The following is a 16,538-nucleotide window of genomic DNA, read 5'->3' as shown; positions in this document are numbered from 1 at the left end:
AAAAATAAGTTAATCAATAAGTATTATGTTTCTATTATCATAAATACTAAATTATTTCCACTGTTTTTCCTTACGTATAGAAACAAAATCCATAATAAAAATAACTATAAATGATATGATAACAATTACTATCACATAATTAAAAGCTTCTCCCATATTTCCAGCAGCTACTTCAGAATAAACTGCCATTGGGAGAGTTCTTGTCTGTCCGGCGATATTACCTGCAAGCATGGCTGTAGCACCGAATTCACCTAGTCCTCTAGCAAAAGCAAGAATTCCTCCACTGATAATTCCTGGCAATGCATTTGCAAATAATATTTTCCAAAAAATGTTCCATTCGGACATACCTAATGTACGTCCTGCATCTAATAAGTTAGAATCAACTTGTTCGTATGCGCCCCTTGCGGAACGATACATTAAGGGAAAAGACATGACAACTGCAGCAATAACAGTTGCGGGCCATGAAAAAGCAATTTTTACTGCAAAAAATTCTAAGAAAAAGTGACCAATTGGCCCTCTAACACCAAAAGTGTACAATAAAAAGAACCCCACAACAGTAGGGGGCAATACTAGAGGGAGTGTAAAAATTCCGTCAAGCACTATTTTAATTGTATCATTTTTAAGTTTGATAAGTCCCCAAGCAACTATCAATCCTAAAAAGAATGTTATAAATATTGATAAACTTGCTGTTTTCATTGATATGAAAATAGGGGACCAATCCATCATGTCTTTTTTTCTCCTTAAATTAAATTATATTAATTATTTTCATGAATAATAGAATATAAACTTATTCATGAATACTGAATCCGTATTCTACAAATACATCTTTAGCTTCTTGGGTTTGTAAGAAGTCAAGGAATGCTTGTGCAGCTTCAGGGTTTTTGGAATCTTTGAGCATTGCTACTGGGTAAATAACAGAAGTGTTTAAAGATCCTTCTGGAGCTTCACAGACGATTTTTACGTCATCAGTGGATTTGGCATCAGTTGAGTATACAATACCGCAATCTGCTGATCCTTGAGCTACTTGGTTTAATACTGCAGTTACGTCAGTACCTAAAGATAATTTGGATTCAACAGCATCCCAAATATTGAGGTTGGTCAATGCTTCTTTAGCGTATTGTCCTGCAGGTACGGATTCCGGATCACCGATAGCGATAGTACCGTTAACATCTTTTAAGTCTTCGAATGAAGAGATGCTGGAATTGGAGTCAGCAGGTACGATTAAAACAACTTTGTTTTCTAAGAATTGTACGTTAGTATCATTGTCGACTAAACCTTCTTCTGCTAATTTGTTCATTTGTTTGTTAGCTGCAGACATGAATACATCTGCTCCTAATCCCCCTTCAATTTGGGTTTGTAAGTCACCACTTGAAGCGTAGGTAGGTGTAACGGTTACACCAGGGTATTTTTCTTCAAACATTGGAATTAATTTTTCATCATAAACGTTTTTTAAACTAGCTGCAGCAGCTAAGTTTACTTCTTGTCCGTTTAAGTCCTGTCCGCCTAAAAAGTCGAATAAACCAGCACTAACTACGGAACTTGCACCAACGAGCACAACTAATGCTACGATTGCAACTGCAAATATCTTTTTATTCATAGTATCCTCCTCTTTATAGAAAATATCACTATCAGATATCAAAACAATAATCCATTAGGAATAATTCTTGCGAATAAATTTTCTATTCATATTGAATGAATATGGTGTCTTATTATTATTTTATCGTACTTTATAATCTTCGATGAATAATAATATAACAATCAAAATTTTTTTTCAATTCCACATTATTTTTAATATTTATTCCTAATTAGACTATAATTTTATTTTCCTGATTAGTAATTATAATTTTGATACTATGGATATATAAATATTTTCTTAACGGCTTTAAAAACTACAAAATTTATGTTACTTTTGCTCTGGGATTGAATAAAATATATACAAAAATGTAATTTTTTGTGTATTTCTGCAAATCGTTACACTTCATAATAGGTTATGTTTTCTTTTATGAATTCCACATCTTTGACATATAAAACGTCTTTATATGTGTCCGTTCCTAATGTGTGGTTTTCAACAATTCTGCATGAAAAAATGTCTTCAATATATACATCAGTAGCATCTTCTAGGCGTAATTTGCTAGCATCAGAATAATCCATTATTATGATTTCATTATGGGACATGAAAACGTATTTAGAACCCAATGACTTCATACATGTCACTGTTTCATTGTTATATCCTTCAAAATATGGGTCGCTTTCTATCTCTTCAATCACTTTTGAAAGCTCAAGAGGACTTCCTGAAACGGTTAATGTAACTCTGTCAGCATCATCGGATGAATCTCCTAAGTATGCCAGATATATTCCGAAAATGGCAATAAGAATAATTATGATGGTGATAATTATTTTTTTCATAAAATCCCTTCAGTAAAGTTTTTCGCCTGTGTATTCGTTTTCCTCAGTGTAAATTCTTATTAGGGTGTCGACAGTATCGTCATACATTAACCTGTAGCCTATTGCACCGCCGTTATCTGTTTCCACATTATTTAATCGGCGGTCACTGAACTCACCGCAGTTATTGATGATGTACCACATTCCGTGAGGAGTATAAATGAACAGTGTTCCCTCACCCAGTTCATTCCCGTTTTTGAAGCTGTCATCCGGATCATAGATTTTTGTTGAGTGTATTGCCAAACGGCTCAAGTCCTGTTTCGGTGATGTTCCTCCTTTTCTGAAAAGGGTATTCAGCCAGTTGTAGGCCTTGTCCTTAAGGTTAACCTTTTGGATTGGATCTTCAAATGCCTTTCTGATTTTGTTCTGCCTTTTTTCAAGAGTATTTTCAATGCCCAGGATTTCCTCTACTTTAGGCACATCCTTTTCAAGGCATCTGTAACCTTCAGGTCTTCCGGTAACCTTGATAATTCCGTCCATGAAGTCTTTTCTTCTGAAGTTTCTCATATATGGCTTTACTTTTTCAAATTCCTCATCAGGAATTCTCTTGTTCAATCCGTATAAGTAGCCGTATTCATTAGCGTCATAGCATTTTGTTTCAAGTTTTAAATCTTTGTCTGCCATATTAATTACTTCCCATTGTATATTAGATTATTTTTGTCTAATTTAAATATTTTCATCGAAAGGTTATTTACTTCATGTTATCAATATAATAATAAGGAGATATTTTATGGATGAGGAATATATTACTGTTTCCAAGGTCACAGACTATATTGGTGAACTTCTTCGCAGTGATTTGAATTTAAGGCATGTATGTATCAAGGGCGAACTGTCTAATGTTACAATAAGTTCGAGAGGACATTTGTATTTTACTTTAAAGGATGAGGAAAGTAAAATTGAATGCATAATGTTCGGGGCTCGTTATAAAGTCAGATTCCGTCCTAAAAATGGTATGAAAGTACTTATGGTGGGCAAAATTGAAGTTTACAAACCTCATGGTACATACAAGTTTTATGCTGAAAAAATATCTCAGGACGGAATTGGTGTTTTGCATAGGCGTTTTGAAGAGCTGAAAAAGAAACTCAACAAAGAGGGATTGTTTGATGATAATCATAAAAAGAAAATCCCTAATTTTCCTAAAAGAATTGGGGTTGTAACAGCTCCTACGGGTGCGGCTATTCGAGATATTATTTCAACGATTAAAAGAAGATGGCCTTTGTGTGAAGTCATTTTATTCCCCTCTTTAGTTCAGGGTGAAAATGCTGCTGAAAATATTGTTTATCAGATTAAAAGAACAGATTCATTTAATTTAGATACTTTGATTGTAGGTAGGGGTGGGGGTAGCATTGAAGATTTGTGGCCTTTCAATGAAGAGATTGTTGCAAGAGCTATCTATGACTGTCAAACTCCTGTTATCAGTGCAGTGGGTCATAAAATAGATTACACAATTTCTGATTTGGTGGCAGATTTAAGAGCTGACACACCAACTGCGGCTGCTGAGATTGCAGTTCCTCCTTATGAAGAAATTAAAAATGGTCTGGCTCAACTCAATAAACGAGCAAATTTGGCAATAAATAAAAAATTAGATGAAAACAAGGCTAGATTAAATAACATTACTTCCAAGAAACTCTTTACCCATCCTTATGAAATTTATGCTCCTAAGGAAATGATGTTGGACAATCTTGTCGGCCGTTTGGATTTCACTGCAAAGTCATTAATCATGACAAATAAATCCCGATTGGATTTAGTTAAAAGTTCTAGTGTTTTTAAAAAGCCTGATGAGCTTTTTAGTTCTCAAAGGGTTGTTTTGGATGGTCTTATTGGTCGTTTGGATTATTCGTCTAATTCTTTGATTAAGGACAGTCGGAATAGATTGGAGTTAATTAAGAGTTCTAGTGTTTTTAAAAACCCTGAAAAACTGTTTGATTCACAAAATACTGTTTTGGATGGTCTTGTCAACCGTTTGGATTATTCGTCTAATTCTTTGATTAAAGACAGTAGGAATAAATTGGAGTTAATTAAGAGTTCCAGCATTTTCAGAAATCCTGAAGGACTTTTTGATTCTCAAAAACTTACTTTTGATAGTCTTGTTGGTCGTTTGGATTATTCTTCCAACAGATTAATATCTGCCAATAAGAATAGATTGGATATGGTAAAAAATTCTTCAATATTTAGAAATCCTGATAATATTGTTAATAAGAAAAAAGAGGAATATTTATTGCAGTTTTCAAAACTGGAAATCTTGAATCCTCTAAATACATTGAAAAGAGGTTATACTTTAGCAAAAAGTGAGGGAAAAGTTGTTTCATCATCCAAGGATGTGAAATCTGGTGATGAGCTGGAAATTGAATTTAATGATGGTAATGTTAATACAAAGGTGATTTAATATGGTAGATGAAAATATGAGTTTTGAAGATAACTTGAAGGAATTGGAAGAAATTGTTGCAAATCTTGAAAAGGGAGATGTTCCGTTGGATAATGCAATTGAAGAATTTAAAAAGGCTATGGATTTGGTTAAGGCCTGTGACGATAAACTTAAGGATGCACAGGATACAATTGCCAAAATAGTCAAGGATAATGGAGAAATTACTGATTTCGATGTGGAATAACAAAATGGATTCAGGTACTTTAGCTTTAATATTTCCTATGCTATTGGTCATTCTGGCCAATACGATGTATAATATCTGTGCAAAGTCAACACCAGGTGATGTCGACCCTTTTGCAACACTGATTGTTACCTATTTCATTGCAATGATAATTACAGTCATACTGTTTTTTGCAATTGCAAGACCGGAAAATGCATTGTTTGAATTATCAAAAATCAATTGGACATCAATAGTTTTGGGAGTAGCTATTGTGGGCCTGGAAACTGGTTATATTCTGATTTATCGCGCAGGATGGAATGTCAGCAACGCTTCTGTTGTGGCTAATATCTGTCTTGCCTGCACACTGCTTGTTGTAGGTTATGTTGTCTATAAGGAAAATATCTCCTTAACGCAAATTTTGGGCATAATCATTTGCATAATTGGATTAATTTTAGTCACAAAATGAACTCTTTATATATAATAAATTAAATAACATATAATGTATTAATTAAATAAAGGTGTATTAGACATGAAAATTAGAACTCCTGCCAGAATTCATATTACATTATTGGATTTGAATGGTTCATACGGCAGGATTGATGGAGGAATCGGATTTTCAATACAAAACCCTCAGTTTATTTTAGAGAGTACTCAGACTGAAAGCGGAGTTAATGTGGAATTCGATGAAAGTATTACTGATGAAGAAGCTATTGAAGAATGTAATTTAAAAATAAGACAGGCATATGAAGATATTTGCAATCATTTTGATATAGATTCAGGATTTGATTTTAAGGTCCACAATGCATTTTCAGCACATTCAGGATTTGGATCAGGTACCCAGATTGCTCTTGCTGCTGCAAAGTTAATCTGTGAAACAGTGGGCATTGACAAGTCATCTGTTGAATTGTCATCAATCGTCGGAAGAGGTGGAACTTCAGGAATAGGAACCTATGGTTTTGAAGATGGAGGATTCATTGCTGATGGAGGACACAGCTTAAAGGAAAAGGCCACATTTCTACCTTCCTCAGCATCAAGCGCATGTCCGCCACCGCTCATTGGAAGATATGAGTTTCCTCAGGAATGGGATGTACTTGTTGCCGTTCCGCCATACGGACTTTCAATTCACGATGGTGAGGAAGTTAATCTGTTCCAAAGATTCTGTCCGCTCCCGCAAAGAGAAGTTGAACAGCTTTCACACATTGTATTCATGAACATGATTCCGGCAATGCTTGAAAAGGATATTGAAGAATTTGGAAAATGTATCGATGAGATACACAAAAGAGGATTCCAGAAAGCCGAATTGACACTTTATGATGAAAGAATGCATAATCTGATGCAGCATTTGCGTGATAATGGTGCATATGGTGTTGGAATGAGTTCTTTTGGACCAACAATATATTCAGTTGTCGATGAGAGGAATAAGGAATCTGTTCTCAAAGCAACTAGAGAATTTTTAGGAGAAGATGCTCCTATATTTATAACTAAAGGTCAAAACAGTGGTTATGTTCTTGAAAAATAATCACTTTTTTCATTTCTTTTGTTTTAATCTGAATCTTTAAAGCAGATGTCTGCATAAGTGCAGAATCTACATACGTACTGCTCGTTTTTTGGAAATTTTTCCTGATTGACTTTTTGTCTGACGTCATATAATGTATCAAGGCCTTCTTCAAGCTCCTCCTGCATCATGTACTTTCGTTTATTTGGATTTTCCTCAAAATGAAGCAGTCTTAACTTATTGTTTTTGGTGAAAAATATTCCTGCAGCCACCACATTTCTGTCCTCATAATTGTTTTCAACAAGCATCTTGTAATATCCAAGCTCGCGTCTGCATTTGCTGAATGAGGATGAGGATCCTGTCTTATAGTCGATTACTACCAAATCTCCTTCAGGGTTTTCCAAAACGATATCAGTAATTCCTGTAATGTTGTGGGTATCATCGGTCAGATACTCTTCCTGGCTGAAAAGCTTATAGTCGTTTTCAATGAATGCTCTTCTAAAAAAAGAAGCCAGACTATCCAAGTGAACATCCATCTCTTCAGTATCCAGATTTAAGCTTTCAGCTATTAAATCAAGAGAATATCTGATATCCATCTGAGGATTATCGCCATATCTTACAACATAGTCCTCAGCAACTTTGTGAACGTCAGTTCCAAGAGCCATATACTCATTAGGGGGCATTTCAATCTCATCAATGTATCTGTATTTGAATTCACGGGGACATTTGAGATATGTGTTGATTTTTGATTTGGATAATCTCATAAATAATAATTATATTTTTAATTATTTATAGTTCTTTGACCAAACTTAATACCATGGATTTGAATACTTTCTTATTCGACTCAGTTGTCGGATTTTTTGTTATATTGATTGCCTTTTTATTAATTTATCTGCTGATTAATAGGCTCTATTTAAGAATCAGGGATAAAACAATTTTTGATATAAGGCAATACTTTCCTGAAGACGAAATACATTCTCTTAGACAAGTTGTGTTCTTATTTATGATGGCAGGGTGCTTTACATACGTTGTCCTGGATTTGGTTTTTGCTAATGTGGATATATGGTATCTTGCAACATTTGATTTTGTTTTATCTTTAATCTGTTTTATAGACCTGGATAAAAGCACAATTAAAAATAAAATTTTGGCATTTCTATTAATACCATTTGCTACGGTTTCTTTTTTACTTGTTGACTCCACTATTTTACTGTTTTTTGAATTTGCTCATCTTATTGTGATGTTATATATGATTAAGGTGTATTACACTAAATTCAATGAATACACTAAATATCACGGATTGGGAATTGCAGTAATACTTTTGTTTGCAATAATATTTTTCAGCATGTATATAACGGCTTTTGCAGAAAATGTGGACCTTTTTGACGCATTGATTATGAGTTCAAACGCTTTTACAAGTAACGGATATGCTATTTTAGGAAATTCCATTCTGGGCAAACTGGATTCCCTTGTCCTGGTATGGGGAGGCTATGTTATATCTGGCGTAAGTGTCGCCACATTAACATCTGCTATTTTAATGAGGCATTTCAATAGGAAATTCGATGAACTGGAAAAATTAATTAAGGAAAACAATAAATGAGGGGTTTGGATGAAAAAGTAAATCAGTGGTTTTAGCTTTCATGATAATTTTAATATGTGCTGTTTCTGCTGTTGCAGCAGGCGATGCAACAATTGACGGTCATAAATTCACTATTCCTGACGGATATTCCCTATATAATTCTTCAGACGATACAGTCAGTCTTGAAAAGGATGATTATCATGCAATAACCATAATTTTAGGGGATGCTGAAAATCTCGATAATGCAAAGGATAATCTGGCAAATATGGGATATGATTATTCCGGCTCAAATTCCTATAAATATGGGGATTTTGATGTGGTCCAGCAGAATTATGAATATGATGATATCGTGATATATGCCTATGTTTGCATGTCAGATGAGATTGATTTGATAATTACTCTGACCGCACCTAAAAGCGAACCTGCCCTTGAAGGCACAGACAATCCTGTAACAACAATATTGGATTCAATTAAATAGTGATAACATGGATGAATTGCTTAAAAAAACAGTAGAAATTGTATTGGAAAAACTGGATGATGAAATTGATGATATTACAGTAGAGCGAGCAGTATTTGGATTATTCTTCTCCGGTGTAAAGCTCTCAACAGGCCATGGGGGATTATGCTTTACGCCTGTCAAGGAAATGCCTGAAGCGGTATGCTGTCCAAGCTCAGCGGCCATAATGCCACTTTCCGGAAAGCTTTCAGGAGTTCCGGTAAAACAGTATCTTGATGACATATTCTGTGACAATGTACTTAGAAGAACGCTGGGAATTGCCGCCTTAAACGCATTAAGCAATCTTATCTGGGAAAAAGGGGACTGCGAATACAAACCTGTAATGCCACGTGATGCCTTTGATGAAATTGACGTGACAAAATACGAAAAGACTGTTGTCGTAGGTGCACTGATTCCAATGCTTAAAAAGCTTATTGCCGCAGGAAGCGATTTTAAAATATTGGAGCAGGATCCAAGAACTTTAAAGGAACGTGAAATGCCATTCTACGCACCTGCCGAAGATGCTCACAAATATGTTCCTGATGCGGATTTGCTTGTGATTACAGGAGTTACTGTATTGAACGGCACTTTATCCCATTTGCTTGAACTTGCAAAACCTGATGCCGAAATACTTGTTACAGGACCGACTGCAAGCATGATTCCGGATGCATTCTTTGAAAATGGCGTTACCATGACTGGAGGCATAGTTGTAACAAAAGTAGATGAACTGCTGGATATAATCTCCGAAGCAGGTTCCGGATATCATTTCTTCGGCCAATCAGCAGAACGTGCTGTCATTCGAAGGGACTGATGAAAATTTTTATATCATTTCAGGATAATATTAATAATTATGAGAACTATTGAATGGGAAGACAACAAATTAAAATTAATAGACCAGACTAAGCTTCCGGATGAATTAACTTACGTTTACTGTGAAAATTACCAAGAAGTCATTGTAGCAATCAAGGACATGATTGTGCGCGGGGCACCGGCTATTGGCGTAGCCGCAGGCTTTGGTATGGCTCTCGCCTATCTGAATGGTGATGATTTGGAAAAAGCTGCTGATGAAATCAAGGCCGCAAGACCAACAGCCATTAACCTCTTCTGGGCAGTTGACAGAGTATTGAATAGCGATGATCCTTTACAAGAAGCCTTAATAATGTATCAGGAAGATATCGACACCAACATGGCTATTGGAAAGTACGGTTCAGAGGTCATTGATGATGGAGATACCGTTTTAACCCACTGTAATGCTGGAGCGCTGGCATGTGTTGATTATGGTACTGCACTAGGTGTTTTTAGAGCGGCTCGTGATTCAGGTAAAAATATTAATGTGATTTGTGATGAAACCAGACCACGTGGTCAGGGAGCCAGCCTGAGCGTTTGGGAAATGCAGCAGGAAAACATTCCTGTAAAACTGATTCCCGATGTAGCTTCAGGATTTCTGATGTCACAGGGCAAAATCGATAAGGTCGTCATCGGTGCGGACAGGATAGCAAAAGGCGGCGTAGTTAACAAAATCGGTTCATTCATGGTTGCAATGGCCGCAAAACAGCATGATGTTCCATTCTATGTGGCAGCTCCATTATCCACTTTTGATTTTGAAGCATCCATTTTCGATACTGTTATTGAGGAAAGGGATGGCGATGAAGTCAGATATTATGGTGGTGCCAGAATATGTCCTGAAGGCACAGAAGTGATAAATCCTGCTTTTGATATAACTCCAAAAGAGTTCATTACGGGTATCATAACTGAAAATGGAATTATTGATCCGATTTAAATGGATTTTTGTCAGTGTTGATATTTGGTGGTAATTTTCGCATCTATTGCAACATGCCATTCTCCTGGGGATGTGGACTTGACTTTTCTCGTGTTTATAATTTCCACATTTTTATTCTCTTTCAAAGCTGCATCAATTAACCTTTTTGTCCCATGTTCATACCCATCTGAGAACTCATAATAATTGATTATACCACCATCTTCAATTAACTGCATTGCAACATCAAGGAAATCATAGGCAAGACCTGGAAGGTTCATGATTATTCTATCAAATTTACTTTTAAATGATTTGGATATTTCCCTTGCATCAGTGCAAATTGCCTCGACATTTTTTACCTTATTCAATCGGATGTTTTCCCTGAAATATTTTATGGCATTATCGTTAATGTCCACTCCAGTGATATTAACGTCATTATTTTTAGCTATGACTATTGGAAATGGTCCGATTCCACAGAACATATCCAAAATGTTTTCTCCATCATTAACGCTATCGCTCACGCGTTTTCTTTCGGTTGCAAGTCTTGGTGAAAAGTAAACTTCCTTGACATTCAGCTTCAGTCTGGCGCCATGTTCTTTATGGATAGTCACAGGTTTGTCTTCGCCTGCAATAAGCTCAAGATCACGGATTCTGGTTGTTCCGTGAACGGCGCTTTTTTTCATGTAAATGGCTTTTCTTTTGGTAAAATCAAGGGTCGCTTTTCCAATAATATTCTTTTTAGGTTCCAGGTTGTCAGGAATTTCCAAAATGACTACATCTCCAATCGTATCGAATGATGTTCTTAAATCTTCAATTTCTCCACTGTCAAGCTCTCCTTCAAGCAATTCTGCAAAATTATGTGGGCGGGTATTCAGTGGCTCTAATTCAATATCAACGATTTCATATTCTTCAATATCCTCTTTTATTGGAATGTAGCCGTAATCACTTTCGGCTTTGATTCTGTAATCCATTCTCATTAATTCCTTTTCCATCAGTTCTTTTCTGACATCATTGAGCTTTTTTAATGGAACCTTAACACATTTCATAATAACTTTTTTATGTTTTATTCAATATATAGTATTAACATGTTTTATTTAGTAGGATTAGGTTTATTTGATGAGAAAGATATTTCCTTAAAAGGTTTGGAATGTTTAAAGAATGTTGATAAGATTTATGCGGAATTTTTCACTTCACGATTGTTTGGTTCAAGCTTTGAAAAGATTGAAGAGTTGATAGGTAAGGAGATTGAAGTTCTGGTCAGGGGTGAAGTTGAAGAGGAGCACAGGTTCATTGATGAGGCCAAGGATTCTGATGTTGCATTGATTACTGGAGGCGATCCTCTGATTGCAACCACTCACAGCGACTTTCTGGTTCAGTGCGCTAAAAAAGGCATTGATTATGAAGTCATTCACGGATCATCAATATTGTCTTCAGCACCTGCCATTTCAGGCCTTCAGGGATATAAGTTCGGTAAGGTAACAACTATCCCGTTTCCGGATTATAATTTTTATCCTAAGTCTCCTTATGAAGCCATTGAAGAAAATTTAAAATCAAACTTGCATACTCTCGTATTACTTGACATTCAGGCACATAATGACAGGTACATGACTGTAAATCAGGGTTTGGAGTATTTAATGAACATTAAGGATTCAATTGACTATGATGGATTGATTAATGAGGATACTTTGGCAATGGGTATTGCAAGAGTCGGATCTAGTGATGTAATCGTTAAAGCAGGAAAAATAGAGGATTTAATCGGTTTTGACTTTGGCGGACCTCTTCACTGTATCGTTATACCGGCCGATTTACATATCGTAGAAGCAGAATATCTTGTAGAAATCGCTGGGGCTGATTCAAGTATCTTGGATGATGTTTAATTGGAATACAAGGGGATGAAGTAGATGAATTAGTATCTACTTCGTGTTTTGTGTGAAATGAACAAACTTTGGAGATTATAACTGATTGAGGTATGTTCATTGTAGATATGAATTTTTCTTCACATCGTTTAATACATATGTTTTCCTAGTATATATATTTTTTTAATTTTTTTTTTAAAATATTTTTATTCATGGTGTTTTTTATATATTTCCATTATTTTTTTTCATATTGCGTTTAAAATCAGATAATAATCAGAAAATTGTGGTATTTAATAAATAGGGGAGGGGGAAGTAGATTTTTAATCTCTACTTCGTGTTTAAGTGCAATGAACTAACTTTGGAGATTATAAAATGGTTGACTGATGTTCATTGAAATACATGAATTTTTTTTCACATCGTTTAATACATTAGTTTTTATTATATATAAACTTTTTTCTTTTTTTGGATGTCGCAGTAGAATTTTCATGATATTTTGCAGGGATTTTAACATATTGTGTTCATGAGGTAAATTCCGGTGCCGAATGGAAAATGGAAAAATTTTAAAATTTCAATGTTTGTCTTAGAAAAATTTTTGCAAATCTGTTGATGTTAGCTTATTTAACTCATTGATTTTTGGTAGGTGTTTATGAACACAACATGATTTTAAGAAAATAATTTTGTAATTGTATGTTGTTTATTTTCAATTTTCAACGGATAGAAAGCTTATATTTAACTATTTTATTTTACCTGATTTTACTCTTTGAGGTAATTATTATAATTAATGTGTAAAAATAAGCCTATAGAATACTGTATAGTTTATTTACTAGAAGTATACTAATAATTATTCATGACTAAAAATAGAAGAATAACAATTAAGGTCAATAATGATCTGGACATATATTTTCGTAAATTAGCCTCTTCTAAGTTAATGTTCACTAGCGGTTGGTATTCAAAAGCTATTGAAGAAGCTATGAAATTGTGGATTGAAAATGAGGAGAAGTAATGGCTATTAATTTATTCTCCTCAATATTTAATTTTTTAGCTATTTCATAAGCAATTAAATTATCAGTTCAACGGGTGCGCTCTTTTTTTTAATCATTTTAGATAAACTATTTAAGTTATAAATAATGTAGATATAATTAAGTAGGTGATTAGTGATGGAAAATGAGGAATTTAGAACTGTGCGGGTATATACCAAAAAATATACCAGCAAAGATAAGGACGGTAATTCTGTAGAGAAGGAATCCAAACAGAAACAGGTAAGCCTTAAAAAAGAAGATCCTTTTGAAGACAATGACCTGGTTAAGGTCATTCCAAAAGATGAGTATGAAAAATTAATCGAAAATAATTCATCTGAAAATGATGATGATATTTTAGCTCAAAAAGATGCTCAGATTAAGGAATTGCAGGAACAACTCGATACTTTGAAAGGTTCATTTTTCGATGATGTCGGATCACTTAAAGACCAATTGTCCGATAAGGAAGAACTGATTAAAGCAAAAGATGAGATTTATGAACTGAATAAAAAACTTGTCAGCGTTGATGAGGAAAGAGTTGCCATTTTCAAGGAATTGGATTATAAAAATAAGATGATTCTTGCTTATAACGTTGAGCTGAACAAATCTATTTTAAATGCCATCAATGTTGTCATTGATGAAGCCCGTGAAAATATCAACAAAAGAAATGCCGATTTGATTGAAGGATTGGAAAAATCCATCTCCAAATCAAAACATGAAGTAAATGAGAAGAACAAGGCTATAGCATATGAGATAAACAGTACAATTGCTGACATGAATGAGCAAATCAGAAACACAAGCACTCTTAAAATGATACTTAACAAAAAGAAAATCAATTTAAGAGTACCTACTGATGATCTGCTTAAACCATTCGAGTTTGACTTTGACGTCGAACAGCTTCTTTCAGGCCAGGCACTGGAATTGGACGCTTCTGAAATATTGAAAGAAGTAATGCCTAAGCTTCCGGAACCATTTTCCAAATATATTGATACATTGGAGGAAACTCCTGAAACAATTGATATAAAATCCAGTAAAGAGGAAGACTAATGAGCAAAAATGTTTTTCAATCAGGCAATGTGAGTTTTGAATATCTGGATACATGGACAGTTGAGGATGCGGATACTTTCAACAATCCTGACTGTATTGCAACATTATCCAAGGGTGAGAATAATCTTTTGAATGTTGTTGCATTTCCCACCCCGACCACTTTGGACAGTTATAAGGAATTCATGGAAAATACCATAAGTGATGATGGCGGGGTGATTCTGGAATCGGATTTTGTCCAAATAGCTTTGATGGATGCCATTAGGCTCCATGCCAATATCAAATCTCCTGAAATAACCTTTGATATTCATACCTATGTATTCATAGAAGATGGCAATATTTACATTTTTGAGTTAAGAACAGCAGATTATTCCTCAAAAACCATAAAAGAATATGATGAGATGGTTTCATCATTAATATTAAAATAATTGGCTGTATTCTAAAATAAAGTCCATATATGTCTTATCCAATATTTTTAATGTGGATATGTTTTGGGGAGCGGTTCCTGAACGCTCTTCAACCAAATTCCTCAATGAACTGTTTTTCATATGTGCATGTATTTCCGCTATGACAAACTCCAGACACTCGATATTTTTCTTTTCAAGCTCTTCTTGGGTAATGTCTTCATAAATTTTATATGTATTCAGGTCATAGGCTTTGGTCGGTGTTTGCAGAACATTCAAATGACTGTAGTAGTTGCTTGCATCAGCTAAAAATCCGTCTATCCCCATATATGTTAATATTGGCATAAAAGAGCTTTCTGCAAATGTAAAGATTAACATGCTTGATGGATGAGCATTTTTTCTTAGATTGATTACAATATCCACCAGTTCTCTCGGATTTGTTAAAAGTTCATCTCCATTGGCTATGATGAAAACATTGTATCCGATTTTTTCAAGTTCTTTCATGCATTCGATTCTCAAGTCAATGTATTTGGATCCCTGGATTACTGCAGCATCATAGCTATCTACATTTTCACCGGCAATTTTTAATGTTTCCCTTACATTGAGCTGTGCAATTTCCTTGTCTATGTTGTAGGCAGACCCTTCTGATGGGCATATTTTCAAATCGCCTTCGTAAAATAATTTTGGAGTCATTTCACCATCGCATTTTCCAATTCTTCCGGGTCCGTCATGGGATTTAATTTCGAATTTTTTAATCATTTGATTCTTCCTTTTTTCTGTTGTTATTCGTTTTGTATATTATTATTTATTAACCTTTAAAATTTTAGGTTGCCCTAAAAAAATAACTTAGTGTAACCTTTTTGATTACACCTTTCAAAAATTTAGTAAGCTTTATATATGATTTTCAGATAAACTATAATTAAGGATTGGAGGATAGATATTCCAATGAAAATCCGAGGTGTGTTTTCAATGTCTATTATAAATCGTCTTAAATCCTTGTTTTCCGAGGATAAAGATATGGAAGAAAAAAACATCACAGATAAAAAATCTGATGATGCAGGAGTTAAATTATCCAATTTGGATGATGCTATAGTATCTGGAACTAAAACATCAGTTCCTATTTCTGATGTACTTAAAAAAGATGATGATGCTAGTGAAGTAACATTTAAAAAAGATGTTAGCTCCATTGAAGAACAACGTGTTGAAGAAGATCTTCCTATAATAGAAGAAGATGAACCTTCTAATGATGAAGAAATTCCTAAAGAAGAGGAAGAAGAATCTGAAGTAGAAGAAGTTCAAGAAGTTGAATCAGTAGAAGACTCTGCTGAGGAAGATGGCGATGAAACTTCAGAAATTGAAGAAGAAGTTCCTGTGGAAGAATCTTTAGATGTTGAAGAAAATACTTCTTCAGATGAGGAAGATGTTAACACTGATGATGAAGAGGAATCAGCTGAGAAAGCTGATGACGAAGAAAAAAATCAAAATAAAGATGAAAAGAGAGATAATATGACTTTATTGACTGATAAAGAATTATTAACAGATGCAAATCGTGACCCAGAATTTACTGCTGAGTTTATTGATGCTGGAATTGAAACTGTTAAACATTGTTTCCAATGTGGTACCTGTGGTGGAGGATGTCCTTCAGGAAGAAGAACTCCTTATAAAGTAAGACAAATTGTCAGAAAATGTTTACTCGGATTAAAAGAAGAAGTAATCACTGACGACGCATTATGGATGTGTACTACCTGTTACACTTGCCAAGAAAGATGTCCTAGAAGCGTAAAAATTGTGGAAATTATTAAAAAAGCACGTAACGTTGCTGCTCACGCTGGATACATGGCAAAACCACACAAAATGACTGGTGTATT

The 16,538-nt window shown here is 34.6% G+C and carries 20 protein-coding genes; 13 read left to right on the top strand and 7 right to left on the bottom strand.

Translation table 11 applies throughout. The features are described 5' to 3' along the window. Positions 1-51: 51 nt before the first annotated feature. From modB to ACKI2W_RS01555, 4 genes are all read right to left on the bottom strand, one after another. Positions 52-726 (bottom strand): molybdate ABC transporter permease subunit, encoded by a 675-nt coding sequence (modB, locus tag ACKI2W_RS01570; RefSeq protein ID WP_407378785.1) that lies wholly within the window; start codon positions 724-726, stop codon positions 52-54. Between the two features lie 61 nt (positions 727-787). Beyond that, a complete protein-coding gene (modA, locus tag ACKI2W_RS01565; RefSeq protein ID WP_407378784.1) occupies positions 788-1,597 on the bottom strand; it encodes a molybdate ABC transporter substrate-binding protein in 810 nt (269 codons plus the stop codon). A gap of 374 nt (positions 1,598-1,971) precedes the next feature. Continuing rightward, positions 1,972-2,406 (bottom strand): hypothetical protein, encoded by a 435-nt coding sequence (locus ACKI2W_RS01560; RefSeq protein ID WP_407378783.1) that lies wholly within the window; start codon positions 2,404-2,406, stop codon positions 1,972-1,974. Between the two features lie 9 nt (positions 2,407-2,415). Further along, positions 2,416-3,066: a hypothetical protein gene (locus ACKI2W_RS01555; protein WP_407378782.1), complete on the bottom strand. Its 651-nt coding sequence runs from the start codon at positions 3,064-3,066 to the stop codon at positions 2,416-2,418. A 106-nt stretch (positions 3,067-3,172) separates the two neighbouring features. Here ACKI2W_RS01555 and xseA point away from each other — a divergent pair, with 106 nt between their 5' ends. The 4 genes from xseA (at position 3,173) to ACKI2W_RS01535 (ending at position 6,546) form a co-directional block, all read left to right on the top strand. Then, positions 3,173-4,828 carry an exodeoxyribonuclease VII large subunit gene (gene xseA, locus ACKI2W_RS01550; RefSeq protein WP_407378781.1) on the top strand — a complete coding sequence of 552 codons (1,656 nt, stop codon included), beginning with the start codon at positions 3,173-3,175 and terminating at the stop codon, positions 4,826-4,828. A gap of 1 nt (position 4,829) precedes the next feature. Continuing rightward, on the top strand, positions 4,830-5,051 hold the full coding sequence (locus ACKI2W_RS01545) for an exodeoxyribonuclease VII small subunit (RefSeq protein ID WP_407378780.1): 222 nt from the start codon (positions 4,830-4,832) through the stop codon (positions 5,049-5,051). A 4-nt stretch (positions 5,052-5,055) separates the two neighbouring features. Continuing rightward, a complete protein-coding gene (locus ACKI2W_RS01540) occupies positions 5,056-5,493 on the top strand; it encodes an EamA family transporter (RefSeq protein ID WP_407378779.1) in 438 nt (145 codons plus the stop codon). Between the two features lie 63 nt (positions 5,494-5,556). Then, a complete protein-coding gene (locus tag ACKI2W_RS01535) occupies positions 5,557-6,546 on the top strand; it encodes a beta-ribofuranosylaminobenzene 5'-phosphate synthase (RefSeq protein WP_407378778.1) in 990 nt (329 codons plus the stop codon). A 23-nt stretch (positions 6,547-6,569) separates the two neighbouring features. Here ACKI2W_RS01535 and ACKI2W_RS01530 read toward each other — a convergent pair whose 3' ends face one another. Further along, positions 6,570-7,286 carry a RecB family exonuclease gene (locus ACKI2W_RS01530; protein WP_407378777.1) on the bottom strand — a complete coding sequence of 239 codons (717 nt, stop codon included), beginning with the start codon at positions 7,284-7,286 and terminating at the stop codon, positions 6,570-6,572. Positions 7,287-7,339: 53 nt separating this feature from the next. Between ACKI2W_RS01530 and ACKI2W_RS01525 the strand changes: the two genes are divergently transcribed. From ACKI2W_RS01525 to mtnA, 4 genes are read left to right on the top strand one after another with little or no spacing between them, the layout of a single operon-like run. Then, on the top strand, positions 7,340-8,119 hold the full coding sequence (locus ACKI2W_RS01525) for a hypothetical protein (protein ID WP_407378776.1): 780 nt from the start codon (positions 7,340-7,342) through the stop codon (positions 8,117-8,119). Between the two features lie 40 nt (positions 8,120-8,159). Continuing rightward, a complete protein-coding gene (locus tag ACKI2W_RS01520) occupies positions 8,160-8,576 on the top strand; it encodes a hypothetical protein (RefSeq protein ID WP_407378775.1) in 417 nt (138 codons plus the stop codon). Positions 8,577-8,583: 7 nt separating this feature from the next. Next, positions 8,584-9,405 carry a Rossmann-like domain-containing protein gene (locus ACKI2W_RS01515; RefSeq protein ID WP_407378774.1) on the top strand — a complete coding sequence of 274 codons (822 nt, stop codon included), beginning with the start codon at positions 8,584-8,586 and terminating at the stop codon, positions 9,403-9,405. Positions 9,406-9,444: 39 nt separating this feature from the next. Continuing rightward, positions 9,445-10,374 (top strand): S-methyl-5-thioribose-1-phosphate isomerase, encoded by a 930-nt coding sequence (gene mtnA, locus ACKI2W_RS01510; protein ID WP_407378773.1) that lies wholly within the window; start codon positions 9,445-9,447, stop codon positions 10,372-10,374. A gap of 11 nt (positions 10,375-10,385) precedes the next feature. On the opposite strand, the gene ACKI2W_RS01505 is transcribed toward mtnA, so the two are convergent. After that, on the bottom strand, positions 10,386-11,396 hold the full coding sequence (locus ACKI2W_RS01505) for a class I SAM-dependent methyltransferase (RefSeq protein ID WP_407378772.1): 1,011 nt from the start codon (positions 11,394-11,396) through the stop codon (positions 10,386-10,388). A gap of 39 nt (positions 11,397-11,435) precedes the next feature. On the opposite strand from ACKI2W_RS01505, the gene dph5 reads away from it, so the two are divergent. From dph5 to ACKI2W_RS01485, 4 genes are all read left to right on the top strand, one after another. Next, positions 11,436-12,227 (top strand): diphthine synthase, encoded by a 792-nt coding sequence (gene dph5, locus ACKI2W_RS01500; protein WP_407378771.1) that lies wholly within the window; start codon positions 11,436-11,438, stop codon positions 12,225-12,227. A gap of 826 nt (positions 12,228-13,053) precedes the next feature. Then, positions 13,054-13,209, top strand: coding sequence for a hypothetical protein (locus ACKI2W_RS01495; protein ID WP_407378770.1), 156 nt, complete (start codon positions 13,054-13,056; stop codon positions 13,207-13,209). A 154-nt stretch (positions 13,210-13,363) separates the two neighbouring features. Beyond that, the gene (locus tag ACKI2W_RS01490; RefSeq protein WP_407378769.1) at positions 13,364-14,269 is read left to right on the top strand and encodes a hypothetical protein; all 906 of its coding nucleotides are present in this window, start codon (positions 13,364-13,366) and stop codon (positions 14,267-14,269) included. Further along, on the top strand, positions 14,269-14,694 hold the full coding sequence (locus tag ACKI2W_RS01485; protein ID WP_407378768.1) for a hypothetical protein: 426 nt from the start codon (positions 14,269-14,271) through the stop codon (positions 14,692-14,694). Before ACKI2W_RS01490 ends, ACKI2W_RS01485 begins: the two co-directional genes overlap by 1 nt. Here ACKI2W_RS01485 and ACKI2W_RS01480 read toward each other — a convergent pair. Further along, the gene (locus ACKI2W_RS01480) at positions 14,686-15,429 is read right to left on the bottom strand and encodes an archaeosine tRNA-ribosyltransferase (protein WP_407378767.1); all 744 of its coding nucleotides are present in this window, start codon (positions 15,427-15,429) and stop codon (positions 14,686-14,688) included. The two genes, ACKI2W_RS01485 and ACKI2W_RS01480, sit on opposite strands and share 9 nt — an antisense overlap. Before the next feature lie 210 nt (positions 15,430-15,639). On the opposite strand from ACKI2W_RS01480, the gene ACKI2W_RS01475 reads away from it, so the two are divergent. Then, positions 15,640-16,538: 4Fe-4S dicluster domain-containing protein (locus tag ACKI2W_RS01475; protein ID WP_407378766.1), on the top strand; the 899-nt coding region annotated here is incomplete at its 3' end.

The organism is Methanobrevibacter sp. (assembly GCF_045603845.1).
Lineage (GTDB): Archaea > Methanobacteriota > Methanobacteria > Methanobacteriales > Methanobacteriaceae > Methanocatella.
Note: the sequence above shows the minus strand (reverse complement) of the source record. Positions and strands in the feature narration are given on the sequence as shown.